The organism is Geobacillus sp. FSL W8-0026 (assembly GCF_037966255.1).
Lineage (GTDB): Bacteria > Bacillota > Bacilli > Bacillales > Anoxybacillaceae > Geobacillus > Geobacillus icigianus.
In genome coordinates this window covers 589,988-612,121 of record NZ_CP150194.1, presented here as the reverse complement: position 1 = coordinate 612,121, position 22,134 = coordinate 589,988, and the positions used below count along the sequence as shown (strand labels likewise).

The following is a 22,134-nucleotide window of genomic DNA, read 5'->3' as shown; positions in this document are numbered from 1 at the left end:
AATGCAACATGAAGAGTTAATCTCTCCGTTATCCTTCAGCGCATCCAGCGAATCGCCAAACGGGAGAATGAATCCCTTTTTGTTTCGATGGATGATCCCATTTGCCAAAAAACGAAGCCTTCGTCACGGGCTGCCCGCTCCATTCAAGGGTGTGATTGGCACTACTCGCACAACGATCATCCCCGTCTGGGGGCATTCGCTTGTTTGGCTGATGGTGCACACCTTCACGCAAGCGTTTCCGTTCGCCTTTCGTCTGTATGACAAGACAGCGGGAAGAAGCAAGATCGACCTATATAAGTTGAATTAAAGATTTACAACTGAACACACAAACGATCGATCGTTTGTTCTGATTTTTGGTTGATTCTCTGAATAAAGGCTTGGACATTCTTTCTAATTTCTTGCACAGTCGAATAGAACACGTTGTAAATCACGTCTGATTTCAGCCATTTCCATAACCCTTCAATCAAATTCAATTGCGGACTGTATGGTGGCAAAAAGACGAGCTCTAACCGATCTTCGTGTTCTTTTAAAAAAGGCTGAATGAGTTTGGCATGGTGAATTCGAGCGTTATCTAAAATCATTACCATTTTGCCTGTCGGATAGCGTTCTAACACAAGTTGAAGAAACCGAAGAAATGTTTCTGCGTCATAGCGTTCTTCTTCGATGCAAAATACATCCCCTGTTTCGTAGTTCAACGTGCCAATCAGCTTCAGCCCTTGATGTTTTCCAAACGTCGGAATGATTCGTTGTTTTCCTTTGACAAACCATGTTTTTTGAATCGCTTGGTCATCACGAATCATCGATTCATCTTGAAAGAGGACATGGGCGATGTTCCCATCTAACAGTTTTTTTTACTTCAGGGAAGGTGATTTCGACGAATTCTTTTTGTTTCTCTTCATCGGCATTGGCTAGTGTATAGGTGGGTTTCGTATAGCTTAGCCCTAACCGATGCAGAATGTTGCTTGTTCCACGAGGCGTGTATGCTGGTCCCCACTTTTGTTGAATGAGTTCAGCGATGATCGCAAGCGTCCAGTTATATTTTGCTTCGAATCCCACATCTACGGGGAGCTGATGTTCAATAATCCAAGCCAGCTCTTTTTCCTCATCAGGACTCAATCGACGTGGGGCGCCAGGTGAGTATTTCATCTCCAAGCCATCAAGACCGCGCTGGGCGTAGGCATGGATATAGTTATAAATCGTTTTCTTGGATCGACCAATAATCGTTGCGATTTCTCCTTTTTTGTATCCCTGCAAATGAAGATAAATGGCTTGGTAGCGTTCATATGCTCGTTTACTTTTCGCTTCTTTCATGGCAGTGGACAACTTTTCGATCTCGTCTTTGTGATTGGGCATCGTATTTTCTCTCCGTTCTCCTATTTTCTCTTTTATTTTATTCGCTGTGGAACGGGAGAAAACCTTTATTTCAATTTATATAGCGATCGAGATGCTTTCTTCGCTCAAGGGGAAGCGGGCTCAGCCGGTGTATGTGCTCATGGATTCCTGGTATCCGTCCCAAGCGCTCATCGAAGCCTGTCTGAAACAAGGATTCCATGTCATCGCGATGCTCAAGACGAACCGGATTCTCTATCCGAACGGCATCGCCGTCCAAACGAAGGAGTTCGCCCGCTATATCGAGCCCCAAGACACCCGCTTCGTCACGGTGGGGAACGAGCGCTATCGTGTCACCGCTACGAAGGTGCGCTCAACGGTCTTGATGACGCGATGGTGCGGCTGGCTTGGAAGGCGGATGAACCGATGACACCGGATCATCTCCATGTCGTCTTGAGCACCGACCAGGAGCTGAGTGACGAAGACATCTTGCGTTACGATGCCCAACACTGGTCGATCGAATGCGTTTTCCGGCAGGCCAAAGACCAGCTGAAGTCAGGTGGACCGTGTTCGTCACGTTCGGGCGGTGAAACGGTATTGGGCCGTGGTGCTGTTCGCCTGTGTATACAGCATCGCGGAATCTCAACAAGACCTCTCTTCCGGCCTAGAGCTTCTTCGGTCTCGGAAAGGGCACAGCGTCGTCGAGCTCATCGATGACGCCGCAAAGCAAGAGATTCCCATTGATTTGATCAAAAAACAGCTCCATGTCGCCTGAGGGGTCCCCTGTTTGTCTCTTAGGGAATAGAAATTACTGTAATGAAAAATGCTCATCTACAGTAATTTATTTAAGTTGTCTTCACTTGTAGAAGCTATTACTCTCAGTACCCCTATTTCCTCAAATATGATAGCTTGTGAATATACACTATAGACTAGTCCCTTTTCTTCACGTAGGATTTGATTTAAACGAGAGTTCCTTCCCCCACCTAAAATTAAGTTGGTTTTTAAACAACAAATGTTCAATGAAATGAGCTATTCCATTCGTCTCTTTTGTTTCATGTTTCGTTCCTACATGCACCATTACTCCAATAGAAACTGATTTAGCGTAAGGGATTTTGTCAATTAGTAGACGAAGACCATTAGACAAACATCGTTTCCTCATTTAACTCTCCCCCTTGCTCCTGTATAAACATTTGAAAAGCAATATCAGGGTTTTCTGTATTATGCTTTTTTAGAAAAGACACGTAGTCTCCTTCATATAGAATCTTACCTTTATGTAAAAAATGTATTTTACAATCAATAAACTCTAACTCATGGAGGATATGGGTCGACATAATAACCAACTTCCCTTTTTTGACCAAACGGTTAATACCATTAAGCACATAATTTCTAGTGTCAGGATCAATACCAGCAGTAGGTTCATCAAAAATATACAGTTTTCGTTCAAGTTGACAAATTGATTTAATCATCAGCCATCTTCTTTCGCCAACAGACATGTCTCCTATTCTTACATCCCACAATCTGTTTAACAATTCTTTTTCTCTTGGCATTAAGGATTCAATAAATGTCTTTAAACTTTTTGAAAAAGAAAAAGGTGTATCGCACTTAAGAATTAGGCGAACAATGTCCTTACCTTTCATAGTCGACGGAAGCGGAACACCTTGCACTTGATATACAACATCCTCTTCTGCAAATGAACTATGAAACTGTGCAGAAGGTATAACACCACTTATAATATCTAATAACGTTGTCTTTCCAGCCCCGTTTAATCCTACAATTACATTTAATTTATTTGGATCAAATTCAATACATAATTGGTTTAAAACAGGGGATGAACGGCCTTTATAGTAATGAGTTAGAGAATGTATTTTCATATTTTCTTCTCCTTTTTATTTATATTCGACCTGCTTTAGGTATAATAGCTATTATTTTATAAGAAAAGATTCCTATTAAAATATAAACCCCCATGATCACTACTAATGTATACGATAATGTTATATCCCAACCATGATTAGAAACTACATCTGAAATAAGTTTAGATACATTTAGTATAAAACTAGCAGGATTTAATAATACCCGTGGTGCTAGATAAAACTCAGACAAGCATAAAAATAGCCCTTGCTGGCGGATCTCCAGTAGAATGAAAGTGTCACCCAACATTCGAAAGGAGAGATCCCCCATGCAAGAGCACTTTCATTTTACTACAGATCCAGCCAAACTTCAAAAACAATATGCCGCTATTTTCTGTTTTGTTTCTGCCCAACTGTCGTTGATTCAAATGTATCTTCATCGCCGCAACCGTCACTTGGTCAAGCAAGAAGACGAAGTGGTCATGGCGGTTCACCTTTTGGGGAAGCTGCTGGGCTTTTCTTCCGAACGAGCCTGGCATCGTTTTGTCACGGGAAATTTGTTCACAAACGGCTCGTTTCTTGAACGCTCCCGATACAACCGCCGCTGCCGAGCGCTTGGTTTCGCCATCAAATGGATCCGTCATGAGCTGGCGAAACGTGGCCAACACCATGCTTATGCGGTCGTCGACAGCTTGCCTCTTCCGTTGTGCCATCCCGTGAGAATGCAGCGCGTCAAGCGATTTCGAGGGATCGCGGATATGGGGTATTGTGCTTCCAAAAAGCAATGGTACTACGGTTTCAAGCTGCATCTTCAAGTGACCAATCAAGGGCTGGCCATGGGCTATGTCGTGACGGAAGCGTCCTGCCACGACGTCAAAGCCGCTGAAACGGTGATGACTCAAATCCCTCATCCCTACAACTTTGGGGACAAAGGGTACATCAGCCACGCTCTTCGAGAAAAGCTGTACGAAGAACACCAAGCCGCGTTCTGGACACCGTCTCGACACAATCAAAAGCACGGCCCATCCAAGGCATGGGAAGAATGGATCAGGAAAAAACGCAAAGTCATCGAGACGGTGTTTTCGATTCTCGTAGACCAATACCGGATCACCGACATTCGAGCGAATTCCATTGCCGGGTTTGAAGTGGCACTCGATGGCATCTTGTTGGCTTATTCCTTGGTCACACTAGGGCTGGTTGAGCGCTGACGCTCAACTAGCACCACGGGTTTAATAATAATAAGCTTTTATCTTTCACCTCAAGGTACCGTCAAGAATTTTGTGTAATGTAAATGGGGTAGGGTTTCTCTGAAATGGATTTGAATTGATAGGGGACTGATTTTCTCCACACAGGAGACTGAATATTCAGTCTCCTGTGTGGACAGAGGAAATCCCCTTTCTTTGCTTATTTGTTTATTTACAATATTTGGTTAATTGTAGCGTTCTTCAAACATTCGTTGAAGGGCTTCATGCGCTTCGGCAAATCCTCGTAACTTTCGCCCTGCCCATTTCTCATTAAAATCTTGAATGGTCAAATACACGACTTTTTCAGCGGCTTCTAAACTGCTCAAACTGTTCATCGGCTTTAGGCGTTTCCGAATCTCCTTGATCGTTCGTTCGATGGCATTCGTCGTGTAAATCACACTTCGAATACTGCTTGGATAATCCATAAATGTAAGGAGGACATCCAACTCATTGGCCCAAGATTGAACTTCTCTTGGATATTTGCTGGACCATTTCGACTCAAACTGTTGAAACATCTGTAACGCTATCTTCTTATTCGGGGCGCGATAAATCAGTTTGAGATCCTCTGCCACTTCAAATTGATCTTTTTTCCGAACACGATGTAAGGTATTACGTACTTTGTGAACGACACAACGCTGCACATCGGCTTTCGGATAAACCGAGCGAAAAGCTTCCTCCAGCCCCGGAAGACCATCGAATACGCCCAGAAGCACTTCCTTGACGCCTCTTTGGTAGAGGTTTTGAAGAATTTCTTGCCATACATAGGCACTTTCTTGTCCTCCCACAAAGAAATCAAGAATTTCGCGATATCCTTCTTCGTTCACCCCTAACACCACATAAATGACTTCTTTCTCCACGGTTTCGCGACGAAGTTTTACGTATAAACCATCCAAATATAAGACCGAATAACGCTGATGTAGAGGACGATTGTGCCATTTCTCGATGTCTTCCTTCACGACATCGGTAATCCGGCTGATCGTCGCTGGAGAATAAGCATTTCCTAGAATTCGTTCGATAAACTTGCCAATTTCCCGTGTACTCATGCCACTTTGATACATCCTAATGATGGCTTCCTCCAGCCAGCCGGTGTGGCGTTGATAAGGGGCAAACAACTGTGTTTGAAATTCCCCGTTTCGGTCTCTTGGAACCAAAAGACCCTCAATCCGGCCATATTGCGTATCTAGATTTCGCTGATAGTAGCCGTTTCTCATATTCGGCGTTCCAGCCTGTTCGATTTCGAGGAAATGTTTGATTTCTTCCCGCATAATCAGCTCTAATTTTTCCTTCACAAACTGACGAATGACGCTTTCCAGTTGATTTGCCCAGTCGACATTCGGTATATTTCTTTTAGACATAGGTAGGGTACTCCTTTCTCTGGAATGTGTTTTTGTCCAAATCAGAGAATACCCTACCTTTTTTCTTTTGATCTAGTAAAATGCTTTACACAAAATTTTATACATCATCCACCTCAACATTTGCAAAATATATAAGAGGGAACATCAAAATAGTAAATATCGGCGAAATAGTTTCCTGACGATACGGCAAAGAACTTATCCATAGGAAAAGAGAGAAAATAGGTATTGGTACTATAATAGCTATTATGATGGCAATGATTAATACATAAAATACAGGCTGGTGAAACAGTAAAGAGCTTGCGACGGTAAAAATAATAAGATTGATAGTGACAAAAAACCATTGTGACCCAATCTTTCCCAATATAATTGGTAGTTTGTTACGACCAATAAATTTAAACATCTTCAAAAAACCATTATCTCGAAGCATGAGAATAGAAATCCCTACACCGCTTATTGCGGTAATTAAAATCATAAAACTCCAATATAAAAAAATATTATTTTTAAATGATTCGAAGTCCGGAGGATTAGTCAACCAAGAAAGATGGTTAAATACCATGAAAAACAAAGGAATAACAAGTGTCCAAAGCAATGCGATTTTGTTATAAAAAACTTCTTTGTTGAACAGAATAAAAAACTCCCAGCTTTTTCTTGACATAAAACCACCCTCCATCTATCTTAAATATATTTAACAAACAACTCTTTCTTTCATACTTTGAAACACCTATTTTTTCGAGGGTTGGGATGTGTACGTGGTTTATGATGATCTTAATTAACTGTAGATGAGCAAATTTGCTAACATAAATTGACAACTAAACAAAAAAGGAGACATGAACCCGATTCCTTAAGTAAAATAGATGTGCTCAAACTACCCACAAGGAGGTTCATGTCTTAGGAATCGATGAACACATCATTAAGGAATCCACCCATTTTTCATGACGCTGGGATTGGCACTTGATTTCTCGAAACCGGTCATCAAGCATCTCGTTCATCTTGTCGATACCTTGACGACCAAGGGATGTTCAGGGATTTTCACCCGAATCATCGAACGACACTGAGCCACTTTTTCACGAAAAGCCCTTGGAACGAGGAAAAACTGCTTGAGAAGCTGCAAGAATGGATCCTTCGCCAGATCGAACGCCTGGCCAAACGGGAGAATCAACCCCTTTTTGTTTCGATTGATGATCCCATTCGCCAAAAAACGAAGCCTTCGTCACGGGCCGCCCACGCCATTCAAGGGTGTGGTTGGCACTACTCGCACAACGATCATCCATCCGTCTGGGGGCATTCGCTCGTTTGGCGGATGGTGCACACCTTCACGCAAGCGTTTCCGTTCGCCTTTCGTTTGTATGACAAGACGGCGGGAAGAAGCAAGATCGACCTAGCGATCGAGAGGCTTTCCTCGCTCAAAGAAAAGTGGACTCGGCCGATATGCGTGGTATCCGTCCCAAGCGCTCATCGAAGCCTGTCTGAAACAAGGATTCGATGTCATCGCCATGCTCAAGACGAACCGGATTCTCTACCCGAAAGGCATCGCCATCCAAGCGAAGAAGTTCGCCCGCTATATCGAGCCCAACGACACCCGCCTGTTTTTTGCAAGCAAAAAGTGCAGAGAATTGCAAGAAAAAATACATAGGCTTGCCGGCTCAATGAATTTACCTTTCAACCGAGTGAGAAGGGAGCGACTGAACGGCAGAAAGCGCGTGCCGTAAGCGGTAGCTCTCTCCCGTAAACGCGAGAATGTGGGCGTGATGGACCAAACGATCCACCAGCGCTGCCGTCAGGCGGTTGTCCCCAAACACTCGATTCCACTGTCCAAACTCTAAATTCGATGTCACGATGACACTTTTTCGTTCATAACAATCGGCAATGATGTGAAACAGCAGTTCCGATCCCTGCTTTTGGAAAGGTACATAGCCAAGTTCGTCCAAAATCAACAGCTCGCATGTGTCGATTTGCCGTTTGAGCCGTCCGAGGGTGCCGTCTTTTAACGCCTCTTCGAGCTGGGCGACAAGATCGGCGACACGGAAAAACCGAACTTCATGGCCCCGTTCACACGCTTTTAATCCTAATGCGGTGGCGAGATGGGTTTTTCCTGTTCCCGGCGAACCTAAAAGCAGGACGTTCTGTTTTTGCTCCAAAAAGCGAAGGTCGCAAAGTTCTTCCTTCGAGGTCGTGGTCGGCCAATGAATCTGATCCGACCATTCATAATCTTTGAGCCATTTCAACTCCCGGAACTTCGCCTTCTTGATCAATCGAGCCTGTTTTGCTTTCTGACGGAACGACAGCTCCAACGCCAACACATCACGCAAAAACTGTTCCTTGGTCTCGTAGGCCACCTCCTCGAATCGATCCGCGATGTACGCCAAATGCAGGGCTTTACAAATCTCTTTTAAATCCATCTTCATGCCCGGCTTCCCCCTTCCTTTGACGGACAAAGACGTTGATCATACACATGTAAATCGGTTTCATAGTCGACTAAAACGGAAGGGGTATAGGCTTCTTCCCATTTCGCGGGATACTCCGAACGCTTCGCCTCCATCAACACCCCGATCTCATGGGGCGTCAAATCCCACCGTTGATACTTGTCAAGCCACTGGGCGATCTCATAGACGGTGTACCGCTCCAGCAGCTTCTGCACTCCTCGAATGCGTGATGCCGTCTGTTTCGGTTGTTCCATGAAGTATTTCCTAATGGCCTCCGGCAAGTAAACTCGAAACCGCGAATACTCCACCACCCGGGGCTTTTGCGCCCATTCCGCCAAAATGTCCTTCCAAGGGAGCTCCCGTCGCTTTTTCGTGTACGGCCTTGGCGCTTCCAGGTACACCTCCCCTTCCTGGGACAAAACCATGAAACGATCCCATTCCTTTTTGACAAGGACACGGTTGGGAACCGGGATCCCATGAACCACAAACGCCTCCCCATCCACCGTTACTTCCCCGTATTTATTGACATTAGCGTGGTGGAAGGAGAAGATCGGGAGATCTCTCTCCGGCAGGACAAGCAACTCCTTTTGTTCTTCCTGCCATAATTCCTCAATGGTTCTCCCTTTTTCATAGTGGGGGCGGGCTCGATCTTCGATCATCTTGCGATGCAGCCACTCCGCCAGTTCTTCATCCCCCTCGATCAACGGAGCAGGGACAAAGCAGTGTTGACGAGTATAGTAAACTTTCCGTTCGACATTCCCTTTTTCGTGTCCGCTATACGGATTGCACGCCTGTACGTCAAACCCATAATGAAGCCGGAATCGCTCAAATGCTTCAGTATATTGACGTTCGCCTCCTTTTCGAATCGAAACCACCGCCGCCGCCAAATTGTCGATGCGCAGTTTTCTCGGGACGCCTCCGGCCTGTCGAAAGAGCTGAGTGAGCCCGTGAAGAAAACATTCGCTGTTTTCCGCCGGCAATGGATACGCATACGCGGCGTTGCTGTACGGAAAGCTCAAAATCAGAATTGATCGGTCTTCCTCTTTTCCCTCCTTCGTCACAACGGACATGGTGCCGAAATCCACCTGCGCTTCCCCCGGAGGGTGTTCCAGCCTCTCGTAACGTTGTTCCTTCTCCAGCTTAAGCTGAGGTCTTCGTTTTTGAACGTAGGCGCAAACCGTTCGATAAGACCCTTTAAAGCCATGTTCCTGCTTTAATTGTTCGTACATCTTCTTGCTTGTCCGCCGTTGTTTTCTTGGCAGTTTGGCGTCCTCCTCCAGCCAGTCATCAATGATTTGACCGTATCCTTCTTCCTCCATCATTCCCCGTTTTCTCTTTATTTTTTGTCTGACCGAAATGTCTCCATCCGCATATTTCTTGACTGTTCTCCAGTTAAATCCCGTCCTGCGGACAATTTCGGAAAGCGATAACCCTTTCTTTTCACGCAAATGTTTGATATGATGAATTTCAGGCATTGCTAGCATCCTTTCTTTACCTCCACTGTTTTGTTCTTCACAACCTTAACAGTAGAGGGAATTTTAGGAGCTGGCAAGCCTTTTTTTATGCCATGAAGCTCTGCACTTTTTTGTTGCAGAACTCTGTACTTTCATTTTGCACTAAACAACCCGCCTCGTCACGGTGGGGAACGAGCGTGATCATGTCTACCGCTACGAAGGCGCGCTCAACGGTCTTGATGACGCGGTGGTGCTGCTGGCTTGGAAGGCAGATCAACCGATGACACCGGATCACTTGAGCACCGACCGGAAGCTGAGTGACGAAGACATCTTGCGTTACGATGCCCAGCGCTGGACGATCAAATGCTTTTTCCGGCAGGCCAAAGACCAGCTGAAGCTCGATGGGTACCGTGTTCGTCACATTCGGGCGGTGAAACGGTATTGGGCCGTGGTGCTGTTCGCCTGCGTATACAGCATCGCCGAATCTCAGCAAGACCTCTCTTCCGGCCTGGAGCTTCTTCGGTCTCGGAAAGAACACAGCATCGTCGAGTTCATCGATGACGCCGCAAAGCAAGAGATTCCCATTGATGTGATCAAAAAAACAGCTCCATGTCGCCTAAGGGGTCCCCTGTTTGTTTCTTAGGGCATGGAAATTATTGTAATGAAAAATGCTCATCTACAGTATTTAAATTAAACTAGACAGTACTAGTAATTATAGAACAAGGATAATATGTATTCTTACTAAGAACTTATAGTAAGTTATTACTAGTAATTTCTACTTTTATCTTACAATAAATACATAGTATTTCCAATATGGTGCTGTCAAGAATTTTTTGTAATATAAGCTATCTAGACAATTTTTGTACTTGTTCCATATAATATAAGGCATCTTCAAGACGTTTCCACCCTCAAAGATGCCTTAACACCGAAGAAAAACAAAATATATTGAAACGTTAGCAACAACCCCAACGGCTAACTAGATTACCACAAGGAACGCTTTTGCTACGCCCCCACAATATCTTCCGAATTCCGGTTAATCTCATCGATAATGCGAATGATCCTCCGCGCGTCGTCCATGTTGTCTTGAAAGAGTTCAACGATGCTGCCGACGGTTTTAAACGGTTCTTCCTGCAGCACGCGCTTGTCCATGACTCCGTTTTTTACAAAGTAATCGACGATCAATTTGACAAAACGGCTTTGTTGGATGTTCAACCGTTCGCTTGATAAAAATTCGGAAAACGCTTCGTTGGCGGCCTGCGGGTCAAGGCCGACGATTTGGCGGACGAGCTTTGTAATCGGCGTGGCGCCGAATTCTCTTTGATAATCTTCCTGTGTGCCAAGCTCATTCCAAAGAATATGCTCCAACGTTTTTACGTCTTGGATGGTCAGCTTTTTATTATTCCGCAGCTTGTAAATGGCCATCTGGTCGCGGTGTTCGTGCAGATAATGTTCCACCTTTTTGCGATAATTTTTTAGATCATTGACAGTAAACATCGGGCCGTTTTCTTTGACTTCCAAAACTTGGTCTTTGAAGTTCGTATAGTAAATTTTTTGCGTTTCTTTTTCAAGGAATTTCACTAAATCACGCAACGCTTCGCGAACGGCTTCCAATTCAAAAATATCGGCTTCGCTCCAAAACTCTTCCGTCTGCACCTTTTCGATGATGTATTTTTGTTCCTGCACTTGCGGGATCGAGCCGAGCTTAGATAACGCCTCTGCGGTGCGAATCACGCTGCGGATCGGTTTTGTGGCATTATTCGTTTGCAGCTTCGCCAGCTCAATCGTATACATCAGCAAATCAAAGCGCTTGGCCAGCTCATCATCGTTGAGCGGAACGATGAGCGGCGCCAGATGTTCTTTGATTTCATTGACATCCATGGCCGTTAAACCGTTCCATGCTTCCCGGTTTTGGAACTTGTGTACGTACTGAATATGTTGGCGCACGCGGAAGTTTTCTTCGTTTAACCGATTGATTTCCGCCAGCAGCTCGTCAATCAATTGATGGCGATAGGCAATATACTCTTCTTCTTGATATTGTAAATGCTGCAGCTCTTTAACGATTTCCAGTTTGGCGGTAAACAAACGCTCCGTTAAGCTTTCTACCGCTTTTCCTTCGATTCCTTTCGGATTTTCGCGGAAAAACGCAAAGTTGCCGCAATAATCAAAAATAAGGAAATGCGTTTTATCTTGCCCGGGTCCGAACAAGTCTTTGCATAAACGGGTGCCGCGCCCGATCATTTGCCAAAATTTCGCCTTCGAGCGTACTTTCTTAAAGAACACAAGGTTGACGACTTCGGGAATATCCACTCCCGTGTCGAGCATATCGACCGATACGGCAATTTGCGGCCATTTGTTGCGGTCGGAAAAATCATCGATTAATGTTTGGTAGTAGTTCACGCTGTAATCAATCACCCGCGCAAAGCCGCCCTTGTATTCGGGAAACAATTGATCAAAGCGCTCCACGATCCGTTCCGCATGGCGATGGTTTTTCGCAAAAATGATCGTTTTGCCGAGTTTGTCTCCACCTTCGACGCGAATTCCTTTTTCCATTACATCTCTCAGCACCGTATCAATCGTATCATCGTTAAACAGCCATTCGTTTAACGCGGAGCTGTCAATATCGTCGCCGACGTCCTCATCAAATGTTTCTTCATATCGTTCTTTTTCTTCATCAGATAACTCATCGTAACGAATGCCTTCTTCGAGAAACTTTAGCGTTGTTTCAATCGTCCGATAATCGACCAAATAGCCGTCTTGAACGGCTTGGTCCAGCTCATATGCATACGTCGGCACACCGTTTTCCAGATCAAACACTTCATACGTATTGCGGTCAATTTCATCTTTCGGTGTGGCGGTGAGCCCGAGCAATATGGCGTCAAAATAGTCAAAAATCGCTCGGTACTTCTTATAAATACTGCGGTGGGACTCATCGACGATGATTAAATCAAAATGCCCGACGGTAAAGAGGCGTTTGCCGTCTTTTCGTTTCGCTTCGTCAATCGCGTTCATCATCGTCGGGTACGTCGAAAACACCATGCGGCTTTCCTCGGGATTGTCTTTGTTGTCAAGCAAATTGCAAAGCGTCAAGTTCGGCAGCAGATGGCTAAAGCTGTTTTTCGCCTGCGTAACTAGCGTTTTGCGGTCGGCTAAAAACAAAATATTTTTCACCCAATTGTGACGGGTAAGAACATCGACAATCGAAATCGCCGTCCGCGTTTTGCCACTCCCCGTTGCCATGACCAGCAGCGCTTTGCGCCGTTTGTTCTCAAGCGCGTCACAGACCGCCAGCACCGCTTCTTTTTGATAATAACGATTCGCGATGTTGTCATTGATTTGCACATGTTTTAGCGGCTTTTTCATCGTCCGGCGGTCAATCAGCAAGCTTAATTCTTCCTTGTTGTAAAAGCCGGAAACCTTCCGCGCCGGATAGGCAAGGTCGTCCCAAAGATACGTTTCAAAACCGTTTGTGTAAAAAATGATCGGACGTTGGCCGTGCATGTTTTCGATACAGTCGGCATATAGTTTGGCTTGTTGCTTTCCTTTGTTCGGGTCAGCGGTTGTCCGTTTCGCTTCCACGACCGCCAGCGGCTTTCCGTTGTCGCCAAACAAGACGTAATCGACATAGCCGACCCCTTCTTGATTCGGCATGCCAACGACGGGATATTCGACCACAACGTCCTTTTGAAATTCCCAGCCCGCTAATTTCAAATCCAAATCAATGTATTTCTTCCTTGTTTCCCATTCGCTCAGTGCATCGACTTGGAAATGGGACTCTTTCGTGTTTTCTTCCCGTTTGGCAGCAAGCAGAGCGCGAAGCTGTTCGTTTTCTTTCATCATCTCTTCCAGACGCTTGTCTTTCGAACTGAGCCGCTCGTATAAATCTTTCAGCTCTTCCGGACGCTCGCGCTTTTCCTCGCCAATTGGCAGCAACGATTCATCAAAATCCGCCGCCGTATAGTCATCTGAATAACAATAATCAATCCAAGAGACGAACTGATGAAGATTGTGGAGAGAAAGAATCGCTTCTTCCCTCGTAATCATCGAGTTCGTATGAACCGCGACATTTCCCAGCTTGACAATGTAACGCAACGGCGGCAGCAACGCTTCATCAATAATGGCCAAAAAACCGGGGTCATGAATCAAGCTCGAAAGACGATCTTGATACGGAACTTTCAGCGCGCCATCAAAGCTGTACACCCACTTCACCGCCAGCTCCAGCGCCCGGCGCGTCAAAATCGCGCACGTCGCCGGACTGACAACCAAACTTTTCTCCGCCTCCAAACACGCATTCGCAAAGCTCTCATAATGAGGTTTGCCGATTAAAAACTGAAAGTTGGATCGCAATCAACGCCCCTCCTTAACCGGTACGAATTCCTTTCCTGTCGGTTAATCGTTGAACAACTCTCCCTTGAATGCGCGTTGCATGAGGGAGTTGAACATGTTCTCTAGTTCCAATAGCCCTCTTTGTAAAATAGCTTTCTTAGCATCTATTAATTTGATCTTTCTCGCAAAATCCTCTTGTAAATTCAATGGAGGAACAGGAATTAATATGTTTCCTAATCCTTCTGTATTTATATTATATTGTCCTGCAGAAGTTGTTGCCTTCTGTATAATTTCATGTCGTCCAAAAACTGAATTCATATATTTAGTAACATACTCGGTATTCAGCTTATCTAAATCAATTCTAGCTCTTATTAAATATGAAGCATACACATATCCTTCTTGTTTTTTTGTTACTGAAGCACATCTTCCTACATAATTAGGGTTCCCATTTGTACGTACAAAAAGAAGATCATTTTCCTGTAATTTTAACTTTAGAAAATCTTTCTCAGGAAGTTCACAATATTTTAAGTCAGATTCATCAATTATTCCATTCACTATATTTGGAATTCTTAAAATAGGATATCCAAATTCACCTGATTTAACCGATGTTCCATATCGAAACTCTTTCACAAGCTCACCGAAAAACATTTTATTCCTGTTAGATGTTAGGTAAGTCCCAAACATCTCCCAAAACAAACTTTGTACTAATTGCTCTAACGCTTCAATTTGGGCTTTTCGTTTATCAATTAACTCTTTAGATTTATTTAGAATTGAGACTACTCGTTCTTGTTGGTTTATAGTAAGCAAAGGAATCTCGATATTTCTAAGGATGCTAATAGAGATATTAGGTTGAGCACCGCCAACTGCTAATGAAATTAGCTTTTCTTTAATACTCGTTAGGTAGTAGTATAAGAATTCTGGAATAATTCTATTATTAGGTTTAAAAGCGGCACAAGCTTGGTTGGTAGCCGCATTTATTGAAAGTATCGAGCAATTCCCTATAGTAGCACCATACATAGCGATGAGCACAGTACCTTTTGGAAATAGTTTAGCTGAGGACTCATTTAGCGCCTGTTGAGTTATATACTCATCTGCATCAACTAAATACATATTCTTTAAATCCCCAGTTTTTACCCAAGGAATATCCCCATTTTCATAGTAAGCTTTATTTTTTCTAGAAGGAGTACCACCAGATGTAATATCAAATAAACTACCTAGTTTTACATATCTAAAAGACATAAAGTTTCACTACCCTCTAATCATTTCTTTCAACTCTTGTAATCCTTGCATAATCTCTTTTTCCAACGTTTCCACTCTTTCCAGTATCACACTCGGCGCTTCATACTCCACTTCCTCATAATCAATCTCTTTATACTTGTTAATCGAAAGGTCATAGCCGTTTTTCCGAATTTCTTCCACCGGCACGAAGAACGATTGGTCTGTTCGTTTTCGGTCTTTTTCCGCTTCACGGTTATGGAAGCGCGCAATGATGTCCGGGATGTCGTTTTCTTCGATTGGGGTGCGTTTGTCGTCCAATGAATAGCCGTCGGCTTTCATGTCGTAAAACCAGACGTGATCGGTTCCGCCGGCGCCTGTTTTCGTGAAAATCATAATGGCTGTCGATACGCCGGCGTACGGTTTAAACACGCCGCTTGGCATCGAAATAATCGCTTCGAGCTTATGGTTTTCGACGATTTCTTTGCGAATCGCTTTATGCGCCGTCGAGCTGCCGAACAATACCCCATCTGGCACGATGCAGGCGCAGCGGCCGCCCGGTTTTAAGATGCGCAAGAATAACGCCAAGAATAATAGCTCCGTTTTCTTTGTTTTGACCACTTTTAATAAATCGCTCGATACCGCTTCATAGTCGAGCGAGCCTTTAAACGGCGGATTGGCTAAGACAAGGGTGTATTTGTCGCGATCTTTGTTTTGTTCCGACAAGGAGTCGCGATATTCGATATTCGGGTTTTCAATGCCATGGAGCATCATGTTCATCGCGCCAATCCGCAGCATCGTGCGGTCCATGTCAAAACCGTAAAACATATGGTTGTGAAAATGTTCTTTTAAACTTTGCACTAAAAATAAGTCGCTGCGATGGTTGCGCAAATATTCGCCGGCGGCGACTAAAAACCCGGCGGACCCGGCGGCCGGGTCGACGATGATGTCTTCCGGCGTCGGTTTTACGAGTTCGACCATCATGTTGATAATATGGCGCGGTGTCCGGAATTGGCCGTTCGTCCCCGCGGTGGCGATTTTCGATAACAAATACTCGTACAAATCGCCTTTTGTATCGCGGTCTTTCATCGGAATGTGGTCAATGCCGTCGACAATTTTGACGAGCAGTTGCGGCGTCGGGATCATGAACATGGCGTCGCCCATATATTTCGCATAGGCGGACTCCCTGTTACCATGCAAGTTTTTGATAAACGGAAACACTTCGTTGGAAACGACCTCATACATATGGGCGGCTTCAAAATGTTTGAATTTGCTCCAACGCAAGTGCTGCTTATCGGGCGGAAAGATGCGTTCCGATTCGATGCCCAGCAAAGCATCTTCCTGTTCGCGCTGCGTTTCGACTTCGTCGAGACCTTTGATGAATAACAAGTATGTAAACTGTTCAATAACCGTCAGCGGGTTCGTAATACCGCCCGTCCAAAATGTTTCCCATATTTTATCGACTTTGTTCTTTAATTCTCCTGTCATCATATAGATGCCCCCTTATTATTTCCAAATTTAATTATACATCGTTTTATCGTTGGTAGAAACTTCGATTTGGCAAGATTTCGTCATTCATGATGGATGGACAACGAAAATTCTCCCCTCGCCTCATCGGTCGTGTGGAAACCCGATGGAACGCCCAAAACGTTTTTGTCGATTCTCTGTTCTGAAAATGAAATAGCAGGAAACAAACCCGTTTCCTGCTTACGTTTCTCGTAACACGATCTGCGCGACACACTCCACATGCGCCGTATGCGGGAACATGTCGACCGGCTGGATGTAGGCGACGCGATAGGCGGCCGCTAGGGTGTCGAGGTCGCGGGCGAGGCTGGACGGGTTGCACGAGACGTAGACGACTTTTTGCGGGCGGACGCGGAGGATCGTTTCGAGCAGCGCCTGGTCGCAGCCGACGCGGGGCGGGTCGACGATGATGACGTCCGGCTTCCAGCCTTCGTTCACCCATTTCGGCAGCCAATATTCCGCTTTGCCGACGACATAGTGCGTGTTCGTGAACCCGTGTTTTTTGGCGTTTTTCTTTGCGTCTGCGATCGCTTCTGGAATCGTATCCATGCCGCGCACTTCGTTGGCGTCGCAGGCGAGCCACAGCCCGATCGTGCCGACGCCGCAATAGGCGTCAACGATCCTCTCTGTTCCGGTGAGAGCGGCTGCTTTTTTCACTTCATCGTACAATTTCACCGTTTGGATCGGATTGAGCTGGAAAAACGCGCGCGCGGAGAGCTCAAATGACAAGTCGCCGAGCGTTTCTTGAATGTATTCGTCGCCGGCGAGCACTTCCGTCTCATCGCCGAAAATGAGCGATGTTTTTTCGCCGTTGATATTTTGCACGATCGATTTGACTTCGGGGAGACGGCGGCGAATTTCGTCAATGAGCAGCTCTTGGCGCGGAATGTCTTTCGTCGCCGTGACGAGAACGACTTGGATGTCGCCGGTATGAAAGCCGACGCGGGCGACGATCGTCCGCACGACGCCGGTTCTTGTCCGCTCGTTGTAAATCGGGATGCGCAAGTCTTGCAAAATCGTTTTGATGATGTTCGTCACGCGCGTCGTTTGCGGGTGTTGGACGCGGCATTCCGACAAGTCGATGAGCCGATGGGAGTTGAGGCCGTACAGCCCGGCGAGCACCTTCCCTTCTTTCATCCCGACTTGGAACTGGCTTTTGTTTCGGTAATGCCACGGGTCATCCATGCCGATTGTCGGACGGATGTCAAGTTTGTCAACATCGAGGCGGCGGGCGTGGCGGCGCAGCGCCTGGATGACAATGTCGCGCTTCGCCTCCAGCTGCGCTTCGTACGCCAAGTGCTGGAGCTGGCAGCCGCCGCACTGGTCATAGAGCGGGCATGGCGGCTTGATGCGGTTTGGCGAGCGCTTGCGGATGCGCTTGATGTTCGCCTCGGCATAGGTAGGGTGGATGTCGGTCGCCTCGACGATCACTTCCTCGCCCGGCAAGGCACCGGGGACGAAGACGACTTGTTTTTGAAAATAGCCGACCCCTTCGCCGTTAATGCCGATTCGCTGAATCGTCAGCGGAAATTGGTCTCCCTTTCGAATCTTCACCTTCGTTTGTCGCTTTGCCATATCGGTCCCTCTCATTCAATGCTTCTCCATAAATAAAGCGCCGCGTAGCTCGCATACGGCTTCCACCGCTCGCCGAGCGCCGCCAGCTCGTGGGCGGTCGGCCGCTTCGGCAGCTGAAAAAGTTGTTCCACCGCCCGCTGCAAGCCAATATCCGCCGGCGGGAAGACGTTCGGGCGGCCGAGTCCGAACAGGAGGAAATTTTGCACGGTCCATGGCCCGATGCCGCGGACGGCGGTCAGCCGTTCCATCACTTCGCCGTCCTCCATCTGCCTGAGTTCATCAAGCCGCAGCTTCCCCTCGGCAATGAGGCGCGACACATCGACGATATATTCCGCTTTCCGTCCGCTCAGCTGCAAGGCGCGCAAGTCCTCGTACGAGCGGGCGGCGATCTCTTCCGGGCGCGGGTAAAACCAAACGCCGTCCCGCTCCTCGCCGAACGTTTTCACAAACCGCTCTGTGAGCCGATAGCCGACTTTGAGATGAAGCTGTTGGTGGATCAAACATTTGACGAGGCAAAAATACAAATCAAAATCAAGCACCAACGGCAGCCCTTCATAACGGGCAAATAGCGGCGCCAGCTCGGTCGCCTGAAAATGGCCGTGCACCGAAGCGAGCGGCGTCCGCCATTGAAACAGATCGGAAATCCGTTCAATGATCTCCTGTTGCCGCTCGGGATGTGGCCCCGACACGATCAAGCGCGGGGCGTCTTTCGTACCGATGCTTTCCACCGCGACGGGCACCTTTACGTCATCGAGATGAAGCGGAACGGTGACGCGCTGCCGCTCTAGATCAACCGCCAGCAGCGGATCGAGCGCCAATCGCTCCAACGCATGGGCAAAATCGTACGGCGCGGGCACGGTAATCGTTTGTTTCCACATCGTTCTCACCTTTCTCGTTCGTCCGTGCCCTTATTATAACGAAAAACGCCCCGCCAAACCAACGAATCGGACAAGCAGCCGATCCGTTTCTGGTGGCGAGGCGGGGAATAGCCTAGCGGCGCACCCTGTTGTTTTGACCATCCGCAACGCGACGACGACGGACACAGGGACAGAAGCTGTCGGCACTGACTTCTGCACCGAAAAGCGCTCACTTCCATGAGCAGACAGGCCGCGCTGAAGGCGTTACGGACGAAACAGCCACGGATGGAGGCCCATCTTTTTCGCCATCAACTCATCTAAGCTGGCAAACGTATACCCTTGTTTGCGCAAGTCGTCGATCACCTTCGGCAGCGCGTCGGCGTTGTCTTTTGAGACCGAGTGCAAAAGCAAAATCGCCCCGGGATGGATTTGCTTCATGATTTGATCGTACGCGTATTGCCAGCCGCGCTGGCGGTCGGTCTGCCAGTCGACGAACGCCAGCGACCAAAAGACGTGGTAATAGCCGAGCTCGCGGGCGAGCGCCAACGTCCGTTCACTGAAAATGCCGCGCGGCGGGCGAAGGTACGCCATCCCTTTTTGCCCGGTCAATTTCTCGGTCTTTTCTTTTACTTTTTCCAGCTCTTCACGGAACCGCTCTTCGCTTGCCGTTGTCAAATCGGGGTGGTGCCATGAATGATTGCCGATGATGTGCCCCTCGGCGGCCATTCGTTTCACCAACTCAGGGGCGGTTTGCAAGTAATGGCCGGTGACAAAAAAGGCAGCCGGCACGTTCTTTTCTTTTAACACGTCTAAAATTTGCGCCGTATAGCCGTTTTCATAGCCGTTGTCAAACGTCAAATAAATCGTTTTTTCGCTCGTATCGCCTAAATAAAAGGCATCGTATTTGGCGAGCAGTTCGTCAAGCTCTTTTCCCGCCGATGGGGGCTGATGGTTTTCGCTCCGCTTGAATCCCCAATGGATCGGGGCATGGCTTGCCGCGAACGCGGGGGCGGGGATCAACGTGAACAGCAACAAAAGAGAAAGAAGCCATTTCATGCGCACAATGCCTCCTTGGCTGCGATCGTTTCCTTTTTCTTATTGTTTTCCCGCCTCCGCGCTTTACGCGCGCCATTTTTTGCAAAAAAAGCCCCAAACGCGCCTGCGGCACACGCGTTTGGGGCCAGGTGAGCTGAGCGACCAGCCGTTCGTTTGAAATCGCTTCTTTCTTTTTATTTGAACACCGGTTCTTTGAATTGAGCGAGCTTTTCAAGTGACGATTTTTCCACATCTTCATGCAAGCTGTTGCCGTGCGAATCCATCGTGACGACGGCGGTGAAGTTTTCGACGCGCAAATGCCACATCGCTTCCGGGATGCCGAATTCCAGCAAATCGACGCCTTCTACGGATTTGATGCAATCGGCGTAATATTGCGCGGCGCCGCCGATGGCGTTCAAATACACGCCGCCGTGTTCTTTTAAGGCTTGCAGCGTTTTCGCGCCCATGCCGCCTTTGCCGATGACGGCGCGGACGCCGAATTTTTTCATGATGTCGCCTTGGTATGGCTCTTCGCGGATGCTCGTCGTCGGGCCGGCGGCTTTGACGTGCCAGCGGCCTTCCTCATCTTTTAACATGACCGGGCCGCAATGGTAAATGATTTGCCCGTTCAAGTCGACCGGCGCGTCATGGTCCATCAAATATTTATGAATAGCGTCGCGGCCGGTGTAAATCATGCCGCTGATGCGGACGACATCGCCGACGCGAAGCTGGCGCACTTGTTCTTCCGACAGCGGCGGAACGAGGTCGATGACGCGTGTGTCGCCTTGTTCAAGCGCCGCGGCGGCTTCCACTTTTTCCAGCTCCTTAGTTAAATCGACGTCTTCGCCGTCTTGGTACAGCCATTCAACGATTTCGCCGGTTTGCGGGTCGATTTTCACGCCCATGCGGCGGAACGCCCAGCAATTGTAAGCGACGGAAACGAAGAAGCTTGCCGGGATGCGGTGCATGACACCGATTTTACAGCCCAGCAGCGTCGATTCGCCGCCAAAGCCCATCGTGCCGATGCCGAGCTTGTTGGCGTTTTCCATAATGTATTCTTCGAGTTGGCGCAGTTCTTCGATCGGATTGACGTCATCGACCGGGCGGAACAGCTGCTCTTTGGCGAGCTCATAGCCCGATGAGCGGTCGCCGCCGATGCCAACGCCGATGAAGCCGGCGCTGCACCCTTGCCCTTGCGCTTGGTACACCGCATGCAAAATGCATTTGCGAATGCCGTCAAGGTCGCGGCCGGCGCGGCCGAGCCCTTCGAGTTCACACGGCAGGCTGTATTGAATGTTTTTGTTTTCACAGCCGCCGCCTTTTAAAATCAAACGGACGTCAATGTAATCGTTTTCCCATTGTTCAAATTTGATGACCGGCACGCCTTCTCCCAAGTTGTCGCCGCTGTTTTTGCCGGTAAGCGAGTCGACCGAGTTCGGACGCAGCTTGCCGTTTTTCGTCGCTTCAACAATGGCGGCGCGGATCGCTTTTTTCATTTCGATTTGATTCACGCCGACCGGCACTTTGATTTTAAACGTCGGCAAGCCGGTGTCCTGACAGATCGGCGACACGTTTTCGTCCGCCATTTGAATGTTCTCAACGATCGTATCGAGCGCCATCGCCGCCCGAGTGCCGGCGTTTTCGCGCACTTTCGCCCGAGCGATCGCTCGGCGAACGTCCTTCGGCAGCTTCGTTGACGTCTCCACGATCAAGTCATACATGCTTTGCTGGAATTTTTCCATGTCGGTTCCACGCCCTTTCCCTTTGGATCGCCCTATCGGCAGTTGTCTCATCTCCTTCTATTATACTGCTTTTTCTCGGTTATGGAAAAAATCTTTCTTTTCTGTCTCATCAGCTCCACGCCCGCCTCATAGGAATGGGATAGAGGTTCGGTAAAACGATTGACAAGCGGAGTGACTGTTGCCGATAATGAACGTTGAGACTTTGAATGGA

General features: G+C 47.3%; 15 protein-coding genes and 4 pseudogenes. 5 read left to right on the top strand and 14 right to left on the bottom strand.

Annotated features, from left to right (window positions below; translation table 11 throughout):
• Positions 1-30: 30 nt before the first annotated feature.
• A pseudogene (locus tag NST29_RS03020) lies at positions 31-292 on the top strand (IS701 family transposase); the annotation flags it as partial.
• 19 nt (positions 293-311) lie between these two features.
• On the opposite strand, the gene NST29_RS03015 reads toward NST29_RS03020, so the two are convergent.
• A protein-coding gene (locus NST29_RS03015) for an IS630 family transposase (RefSeq protein ID WP_324699260.1) occupies positions 312-1,353 on the bottom strand; the annotation gives its coding sequence in 2 pieces (ribosomal slippage) (positions 312-851 and positions 853-1,353; 1,041 coding nt in all).
• 79 nt (positions 1,354-1,432) lie between these two features.
• On the opposite strand from NST29_RS03015, the pseudogene NST29_RS03010 reads away from it, so the two are divergent.
• Positions 1,433-2,104: pseudogene (locus NST29_RS03010) on the top strand (transposase); the annotation flags it as partial.
• A gap of 168 nt (positions 2,105-2,272) precedes the next feature.
• Here NST29_RS03010 and NST29_RS03005 read toward each other — a convergent pair.
• The gene (locus tag NST29_RS03005; RefSeq protein ID WP_033023701.1) at positions 2,273-2,488 is read right to left on the bottom strand and encodes an insulinase family protein; all 216 of its coding nucleotides are present in this window, start codon (positions 2,486-2,488) and stop codon (positions 2,273-2,275) included.
• Positions 2,466-3,200 (bottom strand): AAA family ATPase, encoded by a 735-nt coding sequence (locus NST29_RS03000; RefSeq protein WP_061912629.1) that lies wholly within the window; start codon positions 3,198-3,200, stop codon positions 2,466-2,468. The genes NST29_RS03005 and NST29_RS03000 overlap by 23 nt, the downstream gene beginning before the upstream one ends.
• 305 nt (positions 3,201-3,505) lie before the next feature.
• On the opposite strand from NST29_RS03000, the gene NST29_RS02995 reads away from it, so the two are divergent.
• On the top strand, positions 3,506-4,384 hold the full coding sequence (locus tag NST29_RS02995) for an IS982-like element ISGsp1 family transposase (RefSeq protein WP_011232378.1): 879 nt from the start codon (positions 3,506-3,508) through the stop codon (positions 4,382-4,384).
• A gap of 221 nt (positions 4,385-4,605) precedes the next feature.
• Here NST29_RS02995 and NST29_RS02990 read toward each other — a convergent pair whose 3' ends face one another.
• Both NST29_RS02990 and NST29_RS02985 read right to left on the bottom strand, forming a co-directional pair.
• The gene (locus NST29_RS02990; protein ID WP_014194791.1) at positions 4,606-5,775 is read right to left on the bottom strand and encodes an IS256 family transposase; all 1,170 of its coding nucleotides are present in this window, start codon (positions 5,773-5,775) and stop codon (positions 4,606-4,608) included.
• Positions 5,776-5,872: 97 nt separating this feature from the next.
• A complete protein-coding gene (locus NST29_RS02985; protein ID WP_339232696.1) occupies positions 5,873-6,430 on the bottom strand; it encodes a hypothetical protein in 558 nt (185 codons plus the stop codon).
• Between the two features lie 277 nt (positions 6,431-6,707).
• Between NST29_RS02985 and NST29_RS02980 the strand changes: the two are divergent.
• Positions 6,708-7,355, top strand: a pseudogene (locus NST29_RS02980) (IS701 family transposase); the annotation flags it as partial.
• A gap of 72 nt (positions 7,356-7,427) precedes the next feature.
• Here the strand turns inward: NST29_RS02980 and istB are convergent.
• Positions 7,428-8,180 carry an IS21-like element helper ATPase IstB gene (istB, locus tag NST29_RS02975; protein WP_033019214.1) on the bottom strand — a complete coding sequence of 251 codons (753 nt, stop codon included), beginning with the start codon at positions 8,178-8,180 and terminating at the stop codon, positions 7,428-7,430.
• Complete coding sequence (gene istA / locus NST29_RS02970) at positions 8,177-9,682, bottom strand: IS21 family transposase (protein WP_033019222.1); 1,506 nt, start codon at positions 9,680-9,682, stop codon at positions 8,177-8,179. The genes istB and istA overlap by 4 nt, the downstream gene beginning before the upstream one ends.
• Positions 9,683-9,821: 139 nt before the next feature.
• Here istA and NST29_RS02965 point away from each other — a divergent pair.
• A pseudogene (locus NST29_RS02965) lies at positions 9,822-10,272 on the top strand (IS701 family transposase); the annotation flags it as partial.
• 382 nt (positions 10,273-10,654) lie between these two features.
• On the opposite strand, the gene NST29_RS02960 reads toward NST29_RS02965, so the two are convergent.
• The 7 genes from NST29_RS02960 to NST29_RS02930 all read right to left on the bottom strand — a co-directional run bounded on the left by NST29_RS02960 (position 10,655) and on the right by NST29_RS02930 (position 21,923).
• A complete protein-coding gene (locus NST29_RS02960) occupies positions 10,655-13,996 on the bottom strand; it encodes a DEAD/DEAH box helicase family protein (RefSeq protein WP_033023379.1) in 3,342 nt (1,113 codons plus the stop codon).
• Positions 13,997-14,038: 42 nt separating this feature from the next.
• Complete coding sequence (locus NST29_RS02955) at positions 14,039-15,214, bottom strand: restriction endonuclease subunit S (protein ID WP_033844614.1); 1,176 nt, start codon at positions 15,212-15,214, stop codon at positions 14,039-14,041.
• A gap of 9 nt (positions 15,215-15,223) precedes the next feature.
• Positions 15,224-16,681, bottom strand: coding sequence for a class I SAM-dependent DNA methyltransferase (locus NST29_RS02950; RefSeq protein ID WP_033023385.1), 1,458 nt, complete (start codon positions 16,679-16,681; stop codon positions 15,224-15,226).
• A gap of 216 nt (positions 16,682-16,897) precedes the next feature.
• Positions 16,898-18,304: a 23S rRNA (uracil(1939)-C(5))-methyltransferase RlmD gene (gene rlmD / locus NST29_RS02945; protein ID WP_033023387.1), complete on the bottom strand. Its 1,407-nt coding sequence runs from the start codon at positions 18,302-18,304 to the stop codon at positions 16,898-16,900.
• Positions 18,301-19,167: a DNA-3-methyladenine glycosylase gene (locus NST29_RS02940; RefSeq protein WP_033023388.1), complete on the bottom strand. Its 867-nt coding sequence runs from the start codon at positions 19,165-19,167 to the stop codon at positions 18,301-18,303. Before NST29_RS02940 ends, rlmD begins: the two co-directional genes overlap by 4 nt.
• A 243-nt stretch (positions 19,168-19,410) precedes the next feature.
• Positions 19,411-20,202: a delta-lactam-biosynthetic de-N-acetylase gene (gene pdaA, locus NST29_RS02935; RefSeq protein ID WP_033023390.1), complete on the bottom strand. Its 792-nt coding sequence runs from the start codon at positions 20,200-20,202 to the stop codon at positions 19,411-19,413.
• A gap of 173 nt (positions 20,203-20,375) precedes the next feature.
• Entirely contained in the window at positions 20,376-21,923 is a 1,548-nt protein-coding gene (locus NST29_RS02930; RefSeq protein WP_033023392.1) for a fumarate hydratase, read from the bottom strand.
• Between the last annotated feature and the right edge of the window lie 211 nt (positions 21,924-22,134).

Coding starts and splice junctions, on each gene's coding strand:
- NST29_RS02940 (WP_033023388.1), bottom strand. CDS start 19,167: ATGTGGAAACAAACGATTACCGTGCCCGCGCCGTACGATTTTGCCCAT.
- NST29_RS02950 (WP_033023385.1), bottom strand. CDS start 16,681: ATGATGACAGGAGAATTAAAGAACAAAGTCGATAAAATATGGGAAACA.
- istB (WP_033019214.1), bottom strand. CDS start 8,180: ATGAAGATGGATTTAAAAGAGATTTGTAAAGCCCTGCATTTGGCGTAC.
- istA (WP_033019222.1), bottom strand. CDS start 9,682: ATGCTAGCAATGCCTGAAATTCATCATATCAAACATTTGCGTGAAAAG.
- NST29_RS02995 (WP_011232378.1), top strand. CDS start 3,506: ATGCAAGAGCACTTTCATTTTACTACAGATCCAGCCAAACTTCAAAAA.
- NST29_RS03000 (WP_061912629.1), bottom strand. CDS start 3,200: ATGAAAATACATTCTCTAACTCATTACTATAAAGGCCGTTCATCCCCT.
- rlmD (WP_033023387.1), bottom strand. CDS start 18,304: ATGAGAGGGACCGATATGGCAAAGCGACAAACGAAGGTGAAGATTCGA.
- NST29_RS02990 (WP_014194791.1), bottom strand. CDS start 5,775: ATGTCTAAAAGAAATATACCGAATGTCGACTGGGCAAATCAACTGGAA.
- NST29_RS03005 (WP_033023701.1), bottom strand. CDS start 2,488: ATGAGGAAACGATGTTTGTCTAATGGTCTTCGTCTACTAATTGACAAA.
- NST29_RS02955 (WP_033844614.1), bottom strand. CDS start 15,214: ATGTCTTTTAGATATGTAAAACTAGGTAGTTTATTTGATATTACATCT.
- NST29_RS02985 (WP_339232696.1), bottom strand. CDS start 6,430: ATGTCAAGAAAAAGCTGGGAGTTTTTTATTCTGTTCAACAAAGAAGTT.
- pdaA (WP_033023390.1), bottom strand. CDS start 20,202: ATGAAATGGCTTCTTTCTCTTTTGTTGCTGTTCACGTTGATCCCCGCC.
- NST29_RS02930 (WP_033023392.1), bottom strand. CDS start 21,923: ATGGAAAAATTCCAGCAAAGCATGTATGACTTGATCGTGGAGACGTCA.